Origin of the sequence: Streptomyces sp. NBC_00247 (assembly GCF_036188265.1) — a bacterium.
Lineage (GTDB): Bacteria > Actinomycetota > Actinomycetes > Streptomycetales > Streptomycetaceae > Streptomyces.
The window spans coordinates 5474398-5490887 of sequence record NZ_CP108093.1 but is presented as its reverse complement, the minus strand read 5'-3'; the positions used below and the strand labels follow the sequence as shown (position 1 = coordinate 5490887).

Below are 16490 nucleotides of genomic sequence, written 5' to 3'. Positions count from 1 at the left end.
CTCAGTCCCACAGTCCCTGGATCCGCAGCACGCCCGCGACCAGGCACAGCGCGGACGCGATGCAGAGCAGCACGACGACGCCCTTGGGCATGCCCTGCTTGGCGAAGGAGTAGACGCCGCCGGCCAGGAAGAGGCCGACGACGATCAGGATGGTGTTGAGGCCGGTCACAGGGCGCCCTTCGTGGAAGGCAGGATTCCGGCCGCGCGCGGGTCGCGCTCGCTGGCGTAGCGCAGGGCCCGGGCGAGGGCCTTGAACTGGCATTCCACGATGTGGTGGGCGTTGCGGCCGTACGGGACGTGGACGTGCAGGGCGATCTGGGCCTGCGCGACGAAGGACTCCAGGATGTGCCGGGTCATCGTGGTGTCGTACTCGCCGATCATCGGCGCCATCTTCTCCGGCTCGGTGTGCACCAGGTACGGACGGCCGGAGAGGTCGACGGTGACCTGGGCGAGCGACTCGTCCAGCGGGACGGTGCAGTTGCCGAAGCGGTAGATGCCGACCTTGTCGCCGAGCGCCTGCTTGAACGCGGCGCCGAGGGCGAGGGCGGTGTCCTCGATGGTGTGGTGCGAGTCGATGTGCAGGTCGCCCTCGGTCTTGACCGTGAGGTCGAAGAGGCCGTGGCGGCCGAGCTGGTCGAGCATGTGGTCGTAGAAGCCGACGCCGGTGGCGACGTCGACCTTCCCGCTGCCGTCGAGGTTGATCTCGACCAGCACGGAGGTTTCCTTGGTGGTGCGCTCCACGCGGCCCACGCGGCTCTCGCCCGTCATGCGGCTCTCGCCCGTCATGCGTCGTGCTCCTTCTTGATTTCGCGAACCGCATCGAGGAACGCGTCGTTCTCTGCCGGGGTCCCCGCGGTCACCCGCAGCCATCCCGGTACGCCGTTGTCCCGGACCAGGACGCCCCGGTCGAGGATCGCCCGCCAGACGGCGTGGCTGTCCTCGAAGCGTCCGAACTGGACGAAGTTGGCGTCCGATTCGGTGACCTCGTAGTCCAGGGACCGGAGTTCCGCGACGATCCGGTCCCGCTCGCTCTTGAGCCGCTCGACGTACCCGAGGAGCGTATCCGTGTGCTCCAGGGCGGCCAGCGCGGTGGCCTGGGTGACGGAGGACAGGTGGTACGGCAGGCGTACCAGCTGGACGGCGTCGACCACGGCGGCGTCGGCGGCGAGGTAGCCGAGGCGCAGCCCGGCGGCGCCGAACGCCTTCGACATGGTGCGGGAGAGCACCATGTGCGGACGGCCCTCGATCAGCGGGAGCAGCGAGGCGCGGTGGCTGAACTCGCCGTACGCCTCGTCGACGACGACGAGGGAGGGCCGGGCGGCCTGTGCCGCCTCGTACAGCGCGAGGACGGTGTCGGCCTCGACGGCGGTGCCGGTGGGGTTGTTCGGGGAGGTGATGAAGACGACGTTCGGGCGGTGTTCGGCGATGGCCTTCTTCGCCGCCTCCACGTCGATGGTGAAGTCCTCGTTGCGCGGGCCGGAGATCCAGCCGGTGCCGGTGCCGCGCGCGATGAGGGCGTGCATCGAGTACGAGGGCTCGAAGCCGATGGCGGTGCGGCCGGGGCCGCCGAACGCCTGCATCAGCTGCTGGATGACCTCGTTGGAGCCGTTGGCCGCCCAGACCTGGGCGGTGGTGACCTCGTGGCCGGCGGTCCGGCTGAGGTAGCCGGCGAGTCCGGTGCGGAGCTCGACGGCGTCCCGGTCCGGGTAGCGGTTGAGGTCGCGGGCGGCCTCGCGGACGCGTTCGGCGATTCGCTCGACGAGGGCCTCGGGCAGCGGGTAGGGGTTCTCGTTGGTGTTCAGCCGGACGGGTACGTCGAGCTGGGGGGCACCGTACGGGGACTGGCCGCGCAGCTCCTCCCGGATGGGGAGGTCGTCGATGCCGACGGGGCGGGTGGTGCTGGTGGTGGTGTGGGTGGTGCTGTCGTCTCTCACGCCTGCGGGACCTTCCAGCCGAACCGTGCCTTGAGTGCCGCGCCGTGGGCGGGGAGGTCCTCCGCCTCGGCGAGGGTCACCACGTGGTGGGTGACCTCGGCCAGTGCGTCGCGGGTGTAGTCGACGACGTGGATGCCGCGCAGGAAGGACTGCACGGAGAGACCCGAGGAGTGACAGGCGCAACCGCCGGTGGGCAGTACGTGGTTGGAGCCGGCGCAGTAGTCGCCGAGGGAGACCGGCGACCAGGGGCCGACGAAGATCGCGCCGGCGTTGCGTACGCGGTCGGCGACGGCGGCGGCGTCGGCGGTCTGGATCTCCAGGTGCTCGGCGCCGTAGGCGTCGACGACCTTCAGCCCGTCCGCGAGGTCGCGGACGAGGACGATCGCGGACTGCCGGCCGGCGAGCGCGGGCGCGATGCGGTCGGTGACGTGCTTGGAGGCGGCGACCTGGGGTGCGAGTTCGGCCTCGGTGGCGGCGGCGAGTTCCTCGGAGTCGGTGACGAGGACGGCGGCGGCCATCGGGTCGTGCTCGGCCTGGCTGATCAGGTCGGCGGCGACGTGCACCGGGTCGGCGGTCGAGTCCGCGAGGATCGCGATCTCGGTGGGCCCGGCTTCGGCGTCGATGCCGATGCGTCCCTTGAGGAGGCGCTTGGCGGCGGCGACGTAGATGTTGCCGGGGCCTGTGACGAGGTTCACCGGGCGGCAGCCGTCCTCGCCCTCGGTGCCGTAGGCGAAGAGGGCGATGGCCTGGGCGCCGCCGGCGGCGTACACCTCGTCCACACCGAGCAGTGCGCAGGCGGCCAGGATGGTGGGGTGCGGCAGGCCGCCGAACTCCTTCTGCGGCGGGGAGGACACGGCGATGCCCTCGACGCCGGCCTCCTGGGCCGGGACGACGTTCATGACGACGGAGGAGGGGTAGACCGAGCGTCCGCCGGGGACGTAGAGGCCGACGCGCTCGACGGGCACCCACTTCTCGGTGACCGTGCCGCCGGGGACGACCTGGGTGGTGCGGGTGGTGCGGCGCTGCTCGCGGTGGACGATTCGGGCGCGGCGGATCGACTCCTCCAGCGCGGCGCGCACGGCGGGGTCGAGGTCGCGCAGCGCGTCCGCGAGCGCGGTGGCCGGCACCCGCAGCGAAGGGGGCCGTACGCCGTCGAATTTCTCTCCCCACTCGATCACCGCTGCCGAGCCACGATGGCGTACGTCCTCGCAGATGGGCCGCACCGTCTCCAGGGCGGCTTCCACGTCGAACTCGGCACGGGGCAGCAGGTCGCGCAAGGGGGCGCCCTCGGGGAGGACGTCGCCGCGCAGATCGATTCGAGAGATCACACCCCCAATTCTCTCAGACCGCCCGAGCCGTCCGGTCGGCCGTATCAGTGGCTGATACATATCTCCGTCACCCTGTGTTCCGTTTTCCGTTCATACGGTCACACAGGGGGAAGAACGGCAGTAGGTCGTGTCCGGCCACGCGCGTCGGATCGACGGGCGGTCTCCGGTGCGGTGCATGGCGAGGCGGTGGACACCCCGGGTACGGGATGTACTCGGGCGGTCCGACGAACCGCGAGGTGCCGCACCGGCCACCGGTCGCCCGGCGGGAACGGCCGGACACGACCCAGGGCGTGTGCACAGGGAGGTCGGGAGTGACGGAGCCGCACGAGAGCGACATCCCGGAAGGACTCAGCGCCGCGGAGCTGGGCATGTGGCAGTCCTTCCGGAACGGGACAACCTTCGATCTGCGCACCCACGACCCCGAACGCGACGATCCGTTCGGCCCGCACATGTGGGGGCCGGGGCGGAGCGTCGGCGCCCGGGTCGTGGCGAGACTGCTGCTGAGCGGTCCGCCGGCGAGGCCGGGGCGGGTGGCGGCGCTGAAGCTCAGGGGCGTACGCGTCACGGGCAAGCTGGATCTGGCCGGCGGCCGGGTCTCGCCGTACGTCGAGCTCACCGGCTGCCGGTTCGAGCAGGAGGTGGTCTTCCCCGAGTGCCACTTCACGACGCTGCGGATGGTCGGCTGCGCGATGCCCCGCCTTGAGGCGGCCCGGCTGCGCACCGAGGGCGATCTCCACATGCCGCGCTGCCGGGTCGACCGGGGCGTGCGGCTGACGGACGCCCAGATCGGTACGGACCTGCTGATCAACCAGATCAGCGTCGGCTGCGACCGGCGGGGCCGGGCCATCGCCGCCGACGGGCTGACCGTGGCGCAGGACCTCCAGGCGGAGATGGTCGAGACGTACGGCGAAGTCAGCCTGCGCGGGGCGACGGTGGGCGGCTCGCTGAGCCTGCGCGGCAGCCGGCTGCGGGCGGCGGACGGTCGCAAGGCCCTGAACGCACCGCAGTTGAGGGTGGAGCGGACGCTCTACCTGACCGAGGCGTGGGTGAGCACCGAGACGGGGAACCAGGGCACCACTCCCCCGTACGGCATCGTGCACGGCCCGACCTCGGACCTGACGCCGGCCCGCGGTTCGCGCTCACAGATCTTCGAGTGCCGAGGTGGGGTCCGGCTCGACGACGGGCGGTTCGGGGACGTGCTGGACCTGCACCTGGCGCGGTTCGTGCTGGAGCCGCAGGAGGAGCTGTCGCTGCGCCGGATCGTGGTCCCCGAGCTGCGGTTCAGCCTGGAGCGCCCCGAGGAGGGCCGGGTCGTGCTGAACGGCGCGCGGGTGGTCACCCTGATCGACCTGTCGAGCAGCTGGCCGGGGCCGGGCGGTCTGGCGATGGGCGGGTTCGTCTACGAGAACCTCGTCCCGTACGGCCACTTCCCGCTCTCCCGCCGGCTGGAGTGGGTGCTCGCCGCCACCCCGGAGTACGTCCCCGAACCGTACGAGCGGCTGGCGACGGTGCTGCGCAACTGCGGCGAGGACGCGGACGCCCGGGAGGTGCTGCTCGCCAAGCAGCGCAGGCGCCGGGAGACGCTGCCGATCGCCGGGAAGCTGTGGGGGTTCCTCCAGGACTGGACGGTGGCGTACGGCTACCGGCCGGGGCGGGCGGCGGTGTGGATGGCCGTGCTCTGGGCGGCGAGCACCCTGGCCTTCTCCCAGCATCAGCCGGAGTCGATCAAGGGGGACGAGCACCCGGAGTGGAATCCGGCGCTCTACGCCCTCGACCTGCTGATCCCGGTGATCGGGCTCGGCCAGGACGGTTACTGGCGGATGACGGGCGGCTGGCAGTGGGGGGCCGCCGGACTGGTGCTGGTGGGGTGGGTTCTGGCCACCACGGTGGCCGCCGGGGCCTCCCGGCTGCTGAGCCGGGGGTGACGGCGGGAGGGCGCGGGCGGGGGTGAGGGCGGCACTCGGCCCTGCCTCCGGCCCGGGAGCCGGGGGCGAGGAGGAGGCGGGACCGAGTAAGCGGGTGGCCCGTTCAGGCCTCCACGGAAGGTCGAATTCAAGCCACCCGCGTGCGCGTCCTTTGCCCGTTCTTGACCTTTCCGGGGGCAACCCCTCCGGATCCCCCCGCGTGGGCACGAAAGCTTCACAGCAGACCCCTGGCGCCGCTTTCACCAGCGTTTTTCAATGGTCCGCACCATGCCCTCGCTTCGCGCTCCGCTCAGTACCGCGCGCAGGGTCCGGCACAGCCCCCGGCTGTCCGCCGGACTTCCCCCGGCCGACGCGGTCATGCTCGACGCCCCCGACAGCCGGCTCTCCCCCGCGCTGGTGGCCGCCGCCGAAGGCGCGTACGGGCCGGCCGCCAAGCTCCTCGCCACCACCCGCGACGCCGCCGACTGGGAGCAGCGCGACCGCTACCTCGGCAGGCTGGTCGCCTTCGCCCGGAGCCGGGACGCCTGGCTGGACGACTGGCTGTCCGCCGCCCCCGGCGACCCGGACGCGCTGCTCGTACGGGCCGGGCTCGCGGCGCGCCGGGCGTGGGAGTCGCCCGCGCCGGCGGAGCGGCTGCGCGCGGTCGCCCCGCTGATCACCGAGGCCGCCGAGGCCGACCCGCGCGACCCGGTCCCCTGGCACCTCGCTCTGGACCAGGCCCGGGGCACCCGTGCCCCGCACTCCGTGTTCGAGTCGGTCTGGGAGGAGGCGGTCCGGCGCTCCCCGCACCACTACGGCTGCCACGTGGCGGCGCTGTACTACCTCTTTGCCACCCGGCGCGGTTCGCACCGCGCATGCTTCGACTTCGCCGAGCGGGCCGCCGAGGACGCCGCCCCGGACTCCCTGGTGCAGGGGTTGCCGGTGCGCGCCGCCGCCGCGCTGCTCCTCGACCCGCAGGCCGTCGGCTGGGCCGCCCCTGTGCCGGAGCGGCGGATCGACGACGCCGCCGACCTGGCGATCGGCCTCTCCGACGCGTATGCCGCCGGGGACCCGTGGCCCGCCGAGATCCGCAACCTGCTCGCGTACGTCCTCATCGTGCGGGGCCGCTGGAGCGAAGCGCTGGAGCAGTTCCGGCTGATCGGGCCGCACGCCCAGTCGTTCCCGTGGTCCCGGTCGCTCCCCTGGTCCTCGTCGTTCCCGGCGTCCCGGCCCGTCCCGGCGTCCCGGCCCTGGTACCGGTCCGTCCCGTGGTCGCCGGGTACCGAGGACGCGCTGGCCCGCTTCCTGGACGCCAGGGACGTGGCTCGGCTCCAGGTGGCCTCGGCGACCCCGCTGTGGAACCGGGCCGCCCACGGCAGGCCCCTCGGCCATTACGCTTGAGCGTTGTGACCACAGCGCACCTGCCCCTCTTCCCGCTCAACGCGGTTCTGTTCCCCGGCCTCGTGCTGCCGTTGAACGTCTTCGAGGAGCGATATCGCGCCATGATGCGCGAGCTGCTGAAGACCGACGAGGACGAACCCCGCCGCTTCGTGGTGGTGGCCGTCCGGGACGGCCGGGAGACCGCGACGACCGGCACCGGGATGCCGGAGAGTGCGGCGGTCCCGGCCGATCTCGCGCCCGCCGACGGCTTCGGAACCGACCCGATCCAGTCCTTCCACCGCGTCGGCTGCGTGGCGGACGCCGCCAAGATCCGTGAGCGCGCCGACGGCACCTTCGAGGTGCTGGCCACCGGCACCACCCGGGTCCGGCTGCTTTCGGTGGACGCGAGCGGCCCGTATCTGACCGCCGAGGTGGAGCATCTCGCCGAGGACGAGGAGGCCGGCGAGGCCCGGACCCTCGCCGAGGGCGTGATGCGGGCCTTCCGCACGTACCAGAAGCGGCTGGCCGGGGCGAGCGAACGGTCGCTGACCACGGGCGGCGACCTGCCGGACGAACCGTCCGTCGTCTCCTACCTGGTGGCCGCCGCGACCGTGCTGGACGTGGGCACGAAGCAGCGGCTGCTGCAGGCCCCGGACACCGCGACCCGGCTGCGGGAGGAACTCTCCCTGCTCCGCAAGGAGACGGCGGTCATCCGCCATCTCCCGTCGCTGCCCGCCGTGGACCTCACCCGTGCCCCCACGCACCTGAACTGAACCGACACCGATCCCGCCCCCACCCGAACAAGCCGGAGACCTTCCGCCCGTGGCGAAGAAGACGAAGAAGCAGCAGGGCGGTACCCCGGCCACGGTCGCGCTGACCGCGGCCGGGGCCGCGTTCACGGTCCACTCGTACGAGCACGATCCGGCGGCCCCCAGTTACGGCGAGGAGGCGGCCGAGGCCCTGGGTGTCTCCCCCGACCGGGTCTTCAAGACCCTGGTGGCCGACGTGGACGGCGAACTGACGGTGGCGGTGGTCCCGGTCGCGGGTTCGCTGGACCTGAAGGCGCTCGCCTCGGCGGTGGGCGGCAAGCGTGCCGCCATGGCCGATCCGGCGGCGGCCGAGCGCACCACGGGGTACGTACGCGGCGGAATCTCCCCGCTGGGCCAGCGCAAGCGGCTGCGTACGGTCCTCGACGACACGGCCGGATCGCACCCGACCATCTGCGTCTCGGCCGGCCGCCGGGGCCTGGAGGTCGAGCTCGCGGCGGCGGACCTGGCGCGGCTCACCGGCGCGGTGTTCGCGCCGATCGGGCGCGCGTAGCGAAGGCCCGGGCACGGCGTACGTGGGCCGGGGCCCCGGAGCCCTCTCGGACGGGCGGTCAGGGTCCTGCGGGGCCCTCCGGGTCGCTCTGCGCCCGGGCCCGCGCGGCGGGCGCGTCGGGGGCTCCGGCACCGGGCGCGCCAGGCGTACCGGGGGTGCCGGGGGCCCCGGGGGTGCCGGGGGTGCCATGGACCGGCTGTCCGGTCGTGCCGTACGCCTCGGCGCCGCGCGGCGCCCAGTCGGTGTGCGTCCACGGGGTGTCGGGGTCGGGGTCCGGGGGCGTGAAGACCGCCGTGAGGATCAGGTGCACGACCATCGCGGCCACCGGCCAGGCGAGCAGCGCTCCCTTCGCGTGGAGCTCCAACGGCGCGTCGAAGGCCACACCCTGGCCGGCGGCCTTGGCGTGGGCGACGACGTCGGAGGTCGGGCCGAGGGCGGCACCCAGCCACCAGGCGAGCAGCCCGCCCAGCACCCCGCCGAGCGCCAGTGCCACCACGGTCGGGATTCCGCCGGACCGCCGGAGCAGGTAGACCACGACGGCCGAGACGACGCCGAAGCCGGCGCCGAGCAGGGCGAACGTGCCGTCCGCCCCGATCGCCTCCTCGCCCTCGCCGTCCTTGAGGTAGACGGCCGTCTCGTCCGAGATCAGCGGGATGCGCGGGGAGAGCCAGAGCCAGAGAAGGCCGAGGGCCACACCCGCGACGGCCAGCACCACGGTGACGGCCGCTGCCCGGACGACCTCGCCCCGCGCCTCGGCGCGGTCGGGCGGCGACTGGGCGGGGGCCAGGTGCGAACCCGCCGGAGGAACCGGCCAGGGCTCGTAGGGCGTCGGCGGATCGGGCGGCGTCAAGGGTGCGGTCACCGTGCCATCGTGCCAGGCGGCCCGGCTCGGCGCCGCACCGGACCTGATCACCGGGCACCCGGCCGCCGCACCGCCGTACCCCGGCGGGCCGGCAGCCGGTCAGCGCACGGCGGCCCGGCGGTACGCCCAGGTCGCCACGGCCAGCGAGAGGACCCCCACGGCCGCGCAGACCCCGAGGTCCAGCGCGACGACCGTCCAGTCCGGGTGGGCGTCGAAGGAGCGGGCCAGCGCCTCCACCCCGTACGTGGACGGCAGCAGGTCGCGCGCCCAGCGCACCACCTCCGGCAGCCGCTCGGCGGGCAGTACGCCCAGCAGCAGCGCCGCCGACATGCCGAGCTGCCCCAGCAGGGTGGCCAGCTCCTGGCGTGGCGCCAGAAGGCCCAGCGCGGCCCCCAGCCCGGCCAGCGCCGCCCCGGCCAGCGGGACCACGGCGACCAGCACCCACAGGTGCGACATCGGCAGCTGGAAGAGCGCGCTCCCCGCGACCGCGGTGAAGACGGTGCCCGGCACCGTGAAGGAGGCGTACGCGCCCGCCGCGCCCAGCACCACGGCCGCGGGCGGCACCGGCAGCGTGGCGTAGTGGTCGAGCCCGCCGTCGGCCCTCAGCCGGCCGAAGTACTGGGCGAGCAGGTTGAGCGCGACGAAGGCGACCACCAGCACGCTGGAGCCCGCGACCACGGCCCGCGCCTCGGTGCCGCCGTCGACCACTCCGCGCATCATGATCATGATGCCGACGGACTGGAAGGTCGCCACGAACAGCAGCGGGATACGGGCCACCCGGGCCCGGGAGAGCTGGGCCCGGTACACGGCGGCCAGCGCGGGCAGCAGCCGGGCGCGCGGCGCCAGCGGGGCCGGTTCCCCGGCCCAGGACCCGCGGGCCGGCCCGGTGGACGTACCCGGGCGGCCGGACGCCTGCCCGCCGGCCGGGGACACCGCCTCGGCCCGAACGATGCTCGTCACCTGGCGCTGCTCCCGTTCGCTACCGCTGTTCGTCCACACACGTCTCGTCCGTCCACGCGGCCCCCGCCCGCCGGGGGCACCGCCCTCACGCCTTCACCAGTCCCCGGCGCGCCGCGGCCGCGTCCCCGCCGAGCGCCAGGTAGACGTCCTCCAGGCTGGGCGTGGCCAGGGTGAAGTCGTCCAGCGCCGCGAAGGCCGCACCACCGGTCACCGCGGCGACGGCGGCCCGCGCCTCGTCCGGCTTCAGGCGCAGCACCCAGCGGCGCCCGGACTCCTCGGCCGAGGGGCGCAGGGCGGCGACCTCCGGGACGTCGAGCGGGGCGCGCTCGCGCCACATCAGCTCGACCCTGACCTCGCCGGCCACCTGCTCCTTGAGGCCCTGCGGGGTGTCGCAGGCGATGATCTTGCCGCGTTCGACGACGGCGACCCGGTCGAGGACCGTCTCCGCCTCGATGACGTTGTGGGTGACCAGCAGGACGGTCGCGCCGTGCTCGGCCCGGCGCCGGTCCACGGCGGCCCAGACGGAGCGGCGGGCGACGGGGTCCATGCCGGTGGTCGGCTCGTCCAGGATCAGCACCGGGCGCCGGCCGACGAGGGCGGCGGCGAAGCAGGCGAGCCTGCGCTGACCGCCGGAGAGCTTCTTCAGGGGGCGTCCGGCCAGTTCGGTGAGGCCGAGTTCCTCCAGTACGGCGTCGCGCTCGGCGCGGGCGTCGCGTACGGAGAGGCCGCGCAGCCGCCCCGTGGTCTCGGCGGCGAGGGACACCGTGAGCTCGTCCAGGGCGGTGGACTCCTGGCCGAGGTAGCCGATGAGCCGGGAGGCGCGTTCGGGATGGCGTACGAGGTCGTGGCCGAGCACCTCGACGCTGCCGGAGTCGGGGCGCATCAGGCCGGTGAGCTGGCGGACCAGGGTGGACTTGCCGGCGCCGTTGGGGCCGAGCAGCCCGAAGATCTCGCCGCCGCGCACCTCCATCGTGACGCCGTCGGTGGCCCGCACCTCGGGCACGGCGGGCGTACCGCGGCGGCCCCGGACGGCCGGGTAGGTCTTCACCAGATCACGCACCGCGCACACGGTCCCGGTGGCCCTCAGTGCCTGTGCTGTGCCCGTACTCACGAGGTACGAGAGTACGGGGTCGGATGGTCCGGATTGCGACGGGGGCCGGTCGGGGGCCGTACCCGGCCGTGCCGGGCGGGGGCCCGCCGGGTCATTCCGGGGCGGGAGCGCGGTCCACGGCGGCCGTGATGTCGATCTCGCGCCAGAAACCGGCCCGGATGGCGTAGCGGTCGTGCTCGTCGATCTGGTCGTCCTTGTGGGCGAGGAGTCCGAAGCGCGCCGCGTACCGCAGGAGCTCGCCGTCGATCCGGTGCGGGATGCGCGGGTACATGGTGGAGAGCTTCTGGAGGTGGACGGTCTCCGGGAGCCGTTCCATCCACCGGCGGGCGAAGACCTGGCCGACCTCGAAGGGGTCGCCGCCCACGGTGGTGATGTCCTCCTCGCGGTCGGCCCAGCGCTGTTCGGCGGTGGTGACCTGGGCGAGGGTGGGCAGCGACGCGGTCTCAGGGGGTTCGCCCAGCGGGCCCCGGTCGGCCCATCCGCGGTCCGAGGACCAGCGCAGTGTGGCGTTCGGCACCGGGGCGGTCGGGGCCGTCGCCGGGGCCGCGGGGGTGCCGGCGGTGGCGCGGAGGGCGGCGAGGTCCTTCGGAGTGGGGACGCCCTTGTGGTGGTGTGCGGGCGCGGGCTCGTCCCCGGGCGGACCGGTCTCCGGGCGGGGCGCGGGCGGGGCGCCGACGCGGGCCGCCGCCTGGGCCTCCGCCTGAGCCTCCGAGGCGCGCTCGGCGGAGGCCGCGAGGGCCGCCTCGGGCAGGGGTGCGGAGAGGATCGCGGCGATCTCGGGGCGCGGCTGGGGCTGCGGGGCGCAGATCCCGCCGGCCTCCTTGGCGCGGACGGCCTTGGTGATCCAGGCACGGTCGAGCACGCGGCGCTCGTCGGCCTCGGCCACCAGGTCCTCGGACTGGTTGTAGTCGCCGTCCGCGGCCTGGACGGCCCAGAGGTGGACGGCGACCCCGTGTTCCTTCGCGGACATCAGTCCGGGCAGCAGATCGCCGTCGCCGGTCACCAGGACCACGTCGGAACAGGCGCGGTTGCGGGCCAGTTCGGTCAGTTCGGCGTGCATGGCCGCGTCGACGCCCTTCTGCGCCCAGCGCCCGTCGCTCCGGGTCAGCGCGCCGAGGCGGACGGTGACCCTCGGCATGACCCGCAGCCGACGGTGCTCGGGCTGCGGTACGCGGTCGGGGGCGCCGTCGAACCAGTAGATGCGCAGCAGGGGTTGCTCGGTGTCGGCCTCGGCCCGCTCGCGCAGACCCTGGATCAGGGCGGCGTGGTCCACGGTGATGCGCGAACGGGCGGGTTCGCCCGCCAGCAGGCTCGCGGCGGCGCCCAGCAGGTATCCGGCGTCCACCAGGACGACGCAACGGTCCACGCGTTCCACCCTCTTCCGGAATTCGGCGAACGGCCGTGCAGGGTTTTTGTCGAGTCTGCCCGACCGCGTGGAAGGAGACGGCCGGAACTCGATCTTCGGCGTGGCGGATGCGGTGGAGGTTTCCCGTCGGAGGCCCGCAGTGGTGTCCACTACGGAAGGTAATGATCCAACATGCGTGCTCTGTGGGGCTATGTGAGTCTGGCATCGGTCCTGGCAACCAGGACTCCCCACAGGAGGCATTCACCATGGCCAAGAACAAGAACCGTAAGCAGGGCAGCCAGCAGGATCGCGCGTCCGCCGCGGAGCGCGGAGCGGAGCAGGCGAAGTCGACGTCCTTCGAGGACCGGAGCACGTCTCAGTCGCAGGCCCAGGGCAGCCCCTCGGACGTGGCCCGCAAGCACCAGCGTCGTTTCGGCCACAACTGACGGCCGTGACAACGCAGTAAGGGGCGCTCCCGCCGTCGTCGGCGGGAGCGCCCCTTCGTGTGTCGTACGCGGGGCACCGGGTCACGTGTCGTGTCCGGGTGCCGCCGCGGTCAGCCGGCCAGGCAGGACGGGCCGAGCAGCACCTTGAGGTCGCCGAAGAGCGCCGGGTCGGGCTTGACGCGGTGCCGGTCGAGCCTGAGGACGGTGGTCTTGCGAGGGCCCTGGAGCTTGATGCGGACCTCGGTGTCGCCCCGGTGGCTGGAGAGCACTTCGCCGAGGCGGCTGACCATCGGGGGCGTGATCCGCACGGTGGGGATGGTGAGGACCACCGGCGCGTTGGTGCCCGCGTTCGAGATGTCGGGGACCTGCATCTCCATGGCGACGAGCCGGGGTACGTCCTCGCGCTTGTCGAGCCGTCCCTTGACGAAGACGACGGTGTCCTCCACCAGCTGGGTGGAGACCAGTTGGTAGGTGGCCGGGAAGAACATGCACTCGATGGCGCCCGCGAGGTCCTCGACGGTGGCGATGGCCCAGGCGTTGCCCTGCTTGGTCATCTTCCGCTGGAGGCCGGAGATGATGCCGCCGACGGTGACGACCGCGCCGTCGCTGTGCTCTCCGCCGGTCAGTTGGGAGATCGCGGCGTCCGCCTTGTCGGAGAGGACGTGCTCCAGGCCGAAGAGCGGGTGGTCGGAGACGTACAGGCCGAGCATCTCGCGCTCCTGGGCGAGCAGGTAGGACTTCTCCCACTCGATGTCGGAGAACTCGACGTCCAGACCGAAGCCCGGTTCGGAGGAGCCGTCGTCCGAGTCGCCCATGCCGCCGAAGAGGTCGAACTGCCCTTCGGCCTCCTTGCGCTTGACCTGGACCACGTTGTCGATCATGGGTTCGTGGTGGGCGACGAGTCCCTTGCGGGTGTGACCCATCTCGTCGAAGGCACCGGCCTTGATGAGCGATTCCACGGTGCGCTTGTTGCAGACGACCGCTTCGACCTTGTCGAGGAAGTCGGGGAAGGTGGCGTACTTCCCCTTCGCCTTGCGGCACCGGATGATCGAGTCCACCACGTTGGTGCCGACGTTGCGCACGGCGGTGAGCCCGAAGAGGATCACGTCGTCACCCTGGGCGGCGAAGTTGGCCTCGGACTCGTTGACGTTCGGCGGGAGCACCTTGATGCCCATGCGCCGGCACTCGTTGAGGTAGATCGCCGACTTGTCCTTGTCGTCCTTGACCGAGGTCAGCAGGGCGGCCATGTACTCGGCGGGGTAGTTCGCCTTGAGGTAGGCGGTCCAGTAGGTGACGAGCCCGTACGCGGAGGAGTGCGCCTTGTTGAACGCGTATCCGGCGAACGGCACCAGGACGTCCCAGAGCGCCTTGATCGCCGCGTCGGAGAAGCCGTTCTTCTTGGCGCCGGCCTCGAAGAGGACGAAGTTCTTCGCCAGTTCGTCGGCCTTCTTCTTGCCCATCACGCGGCGCAGGATGTCGGCCTCGCCCAGCGAGTAGCCGGCGACGATCTGGGCCGCCTTCTGCACCTGCTCCTGGTAGACGATCAGGCCGTAGGTGAGGCCGAGGACCTCCTTGAGGGGCTCCTCCAGCTCCGGGTGGATCGGGGTGATCTCCTGGCGGGCGTTCTTGCGCTCGGCGTAGTTCGTGTGCGAGTTCATGCCCATCGGGCCCGGCCGGTAGAGGGCCGAGACGGCGGAGATGTCCTCGAAGTTGTCGGGCTGCATCTGGCGCAGCAGCGAGCGCATCGGCCCGCCGTCGAACTGGAACACGCCGAGCGTGTCGCCCCGGCAGAGGAGTTCGTACGTCTTGGGGTCGTTCAGCGGCAGGGCGAGCATCTCCAGCTCGACGCCCTTGTTCGCCTTCACCATCTTGACCGCGTCGTCCATGATGGTGAGGTTGCGCAGGCCCAGGAAGTCCATCTTGAGCAGGCCGAGCGACTCGCACTGGGGGTAGTCCCACTGCGTGATGGTGACGCCGTCGGTGTGCCGGACCCAGACCGGGGCGTGGTCCACGATCGGCTCGCTGGACATGATCACGCCGGCGGCGTGCACGCCCATCTGCCGGACCAGTCCTTCGACGCCCTTGGCGGTGTCGATGACCTTCTTGACGTCCGGCTCGTTCTCGTACATCCCCCGGATCTCGCCGGCCTCGCTGTAGCGCGGGTGCTTCGGGTCGGTGATGCCGTTGAGGTCGATGCCCTTGCCGAGGACGTCGGCGGGCATGGCCTTGGTGAGGCGGTCGCCCATCGCGTACGGGTAGCCGAGGACGCGGGCGGAGTCCTTGATCGCGTTCTTCGCCTTGATCTTGCCGTACGTGCCGATCATGGCGACCTTGTCGGCGCCGTACTTCTCGGTGACGTAGCGGATCACCTCGACGCGCCGGCGTTCGTCGAAGTCGATGTCGACGTCGGGCATGGAGACGCGCTCGGGGTTGAGGAACCGCTCGAAGATCAGTCCGTGCTCGATGGGGTCGAGGTCGGTGATGCCCATCGCGTACGAGACGATCGAGCCGGCCGCGGAGCCTCGGCCGGGGCCGACCGCGATGCCGTTGTTCTTGGCCCACATGATGAAGTCGGCGACGACGAGGAAGTACCCCGGGAACCCCATCTGGATGATGATGTCCATCTCGTACTCGACCTGCTTCTGCCGGTCGTCGGGGACGCCGCCCGGGAAGCGGCGGTCCATGCCGACCCGGACCTCCTCGCGGAACCAGGTGACCTCCGTGTAGCCGTCCGGGATGTCGAACTTCGGCATGAGGTTCTTCGCCTCGAACATGCCGGCGGTGTCGATCTGCTGCGCGACGAGGAAGGTGTTGTCGCACCCCTGCTGCCAGGCGTCGGAGGAGTCGACGGCGTACATCTCCTCGGCCGTCTTCAGGTAGTAGCCGGTGCCGTCGAAGCGGAAGCGGTCCGGGTCGGAGAGGTTCTTGCCGGTCTGGATGCAGAGCAGGGCGTCGTGGGCGGTCGCCTCGTGCGCGTAGGTGTAGTGCGAGTCGTTCGTCACCAGCGGCGGGATGTCCAGCTTCTTGCCGATTTCGAGGAGTCCGTCACGGACCCGGCGCTCGATCTCGATGCCGTGGTCCATCAGCTCCAGGAAGTACTTGCCCTCGCCGAAGATGTCCTTGTAGTCGGAGGCGGCCTGCACGGCCTCGTCGAACTGGCCGAGCCGCAGCCGGGTCTGCACCTCGCCGGAGGGGCACCCGGTGGAGGCGATCAGGCCCTCGGACCACTGGGAGATGGTCTCCTTGTCCATGCGGGGCCACTTCTGCAGCCAGCCCTCGGCGTAGGCGTCCGAGGAGAGCCTGAAGAGGTTGTGCAGCCCGGTGGCGTTGGAGGCCCAGATCGTCTTGTGGGTGTAACCGCCGGAACCCGAGACGTCGTCGCGCTTCTGGTGCGGTTGTCCCCACTGGATCTTCCGCTTGTGCTTGCGCGACTCCGGGGCGACGTACGCCTCGATGCCGATGATCGGCGTCACACCGGCCTTCTTCGCCGAGTGGAAGAAGTCGTACGCCCCGTGGAGGTTGCCGTGGTCCGTCATGGCGATGTGCGACATCCCCATGGTGTTGCACGCCTCGAACATGTCCTTGAGCCGCGCGGCACCGTCGAGCAGGGAGTACTGGGTGTGGACGTGCAGGTGCGTGAAGGGCGGCTTGGTCACGGCGCTGAGCCTCCGGGGATGACGGATGTCGCACGCAGCACTCGGCCCGCGGTGACGGACGGGCGACGGGTGGCTGACGGCTGGGGGATGTCGGGGGGACAGCCTGGAAGTCTACGTCTTGGCGCTGACGAACGACGGGCACTTGCGAGTACGGTCACGCGTTGGAGAGGCGGGGACGCCCGTCCCTTTTGTCATGAACGCCATGTTCGACGGTGCTCGACGCAGTTCGACGCCCTGTACCAGG

General features: G+C 72.0%; 14 protein-coding genes. 5 read left to right on the top strand and 9 right to left on the bottom strand.

The window, feature by feature from the left end:
- Position 1 precedes the first annotated feature (1 nt).
- The 4 genes from OHT52_RS23910 to hisD are packed head-to-tail and all read right to left on the bottom strand — an operon-like array spanning position 2 to position 3262.
- Positions 2 to 169: a hypothetical protein gene (locus OHT52_RS23910; RefSeq protein WP_266703338.1), complete on the bottom strand. Its 168-nt coding sequence runs from the start codon at positions 167 to 169 to the stop codon at positions 2 to 4.
- Positions 166 to 768, bottom strand: a complete 603-nt coding sequence (gene hisB, locus OHT52_RS23905; RefSeq protein ID WP_266710430.1) for an imidazoleglycerol-phosphate dehydratase HisB — start codon at positions 766 to 768, stop codon at positions 166 to 168. The genes OHT52_RS23910 and hisB overlap by 4 nt, the downstream gene beginning before the upstream one ends.
- A gap of 14 nt (positions 769 to 782) precedes the next feature.
- Positions 783 to 1934 carry a histidinol-phosphate transaminase gene (locus OHT52_RS23900; RefSeq protein ID WP_328722223.1) on the bottom strand — a complete coding sequence of 384 codons (1152 nt, stop codon included), beginning with the start codon at positions 1932 to 1934 and terminating at the stop codon, positions 783 to 785.
- A complete protein-coding gene (gene hisD / locus OHT52_RS23895; protein WP_328722222.1) occupies positions 1931 to 3262 on the bottom strand; it encodes a histidinol dehydrogenase in 1332 nt (443 codons plus the stop codon). The genes OHT52_RS23900 and hisD overlap by 4 nt, the downstream gene beginning before the upstream one ends.
- Before the next feature lie 311 nt (positions 3263 to 3573).
- Here hisD and OHT52_RS23890 point away from each other — a divergent pair, with 311 nt between their 5' ends.
- The 4 genes from OHT52_RS23890 (at position 3574) to ybaK (ending at position 7866) form a co-directional block, all read left to right on the top strand.
- Positions 3574 to 5187 carry an oxidoreductase gene (locus OHT52_RS23890; protein ID WP_328722221.1) on the top strand — a complete coding sequence of 538 codons (1614 nt, stop codon included), beginning with the start codon at positions 3574 to 3576 and terminating at the stop codon, positions 5185 to 5187.
- 255 nt (positions 5188 to 5442) lie between these two features.
- Positions 5443 to 6567: a hypothetical protein gene (locus OHT52_RS23885; protein WP_328722220.1), complete on the top strand. Its 1125-nt coding sequence runs from the start codon at positions 5443 to 5445 to the stop codon at positions 6565 to 6567.
- A gap of 5 nt (positions 6568 to 6572) precedes the next feature.
- Entirely contained in the window at positions 6573 to 7319 is a 747-nt protein-coding gene (locus OHT52_RS23880) for an LON peptidase substrate-binding domain-containing protein (protein ID WP_328722219.1), read from the top strand.
- Positions 7320 to 7368: 49 nt separating this feature from the next.
- Positions 7369 to 7866 (top strand): Cys-tRNA(Pro) deacylase, encoded by a 498-nt coding sequence (gene ybaK / locus OHT52_RS23875; RefSeq protein ID WP_328722218.1) that lies wholly within the window; start codon positions 7369 to 7371, stop codon positions 7864 to 7866.
- A gap of 58 nt (positions 7867 to 7924) precedes the next feature.
- Here ybaK and OHT52_RS23870 read toward each other — a convergent pair whose 3' ends face one another.
- The 4 genes from OHT52_RS23870 to OHT52_RS23855 form a co-directional block, all read right to left on the bottom strand.
- A complete protein-coding gene (locus OHT52_RS23870; protein ID WP_328722217.1) occupies positions 7925 to 8728 on the bottom strand; it encodes an ABC transporter permease in 804 nt (267 codons plus the stop codon).
- 99 nt (positions 8729 to 8827) lie between these two features.
- Entirely contained in the window at positions 8828 to 9688 is an 861-nt protein-coding gene (locus OHT52_RS23865; protein ID WP_443046654.1) for an ABC transporter permease, read from the bottom strand.
- 85 nt (positions 9689 to 9773) lie between these two features.
- Positions 9774 to 10757 carry an ABC transporter ATP-binding protein gene (locus tag OHT52_RS23860; RefSeq protein ID WP_328723874.1) on the bottom strand — a complete coding sequence of 328 codons (984 nt, stop codon included), beginning with the start codon at positions 10755 to 10757 and terminating at the stop codon, positions 9774 to 9776.
- 133 nt (positions 10758 to 10890) lie between these two features.
- Entirely contained in the window at positions 10891 to 12174 is a 1284-nt protein-coding gene (locus OHT52_RS23855; protein ID WP_328722216.1) for an NYN domain-containing protein, read from the bottom strand.
- 236 nt (positions 12175 to 12410) lie between these two features.
- On the opposite strand from OHT52_RS23855, the gene OHT52_RS23850 reads away from it, so the two are divergent.
- A complete protein-coding gene (locus tag OHT52_RS23850) occupies positions 12411 to 12590 on the top strand; it encodes a hypothetical protein (protein WP_328722215.1) in 180 nt (59 codons plus the stop codon).
- A gap of 110 nt (positions 12591 to 12700) precedes the next feature.
- Here OHT52_RS23850 and dnaE read toward each other — a convergent pair whose 3' ends face one another.
- Entirely contained in the window at positions 12701 to 16246 is a 3546-nt protein-coding gene (dnaE, locus tag OHT52_RS23845) for a DNA polymerase III subunit alpha (RefSeq protein WP_328722214.1), read from the bottom strand.
- Between the last annotated feature and the right edge of the window lie 244 nt (positions 16247 to 16490).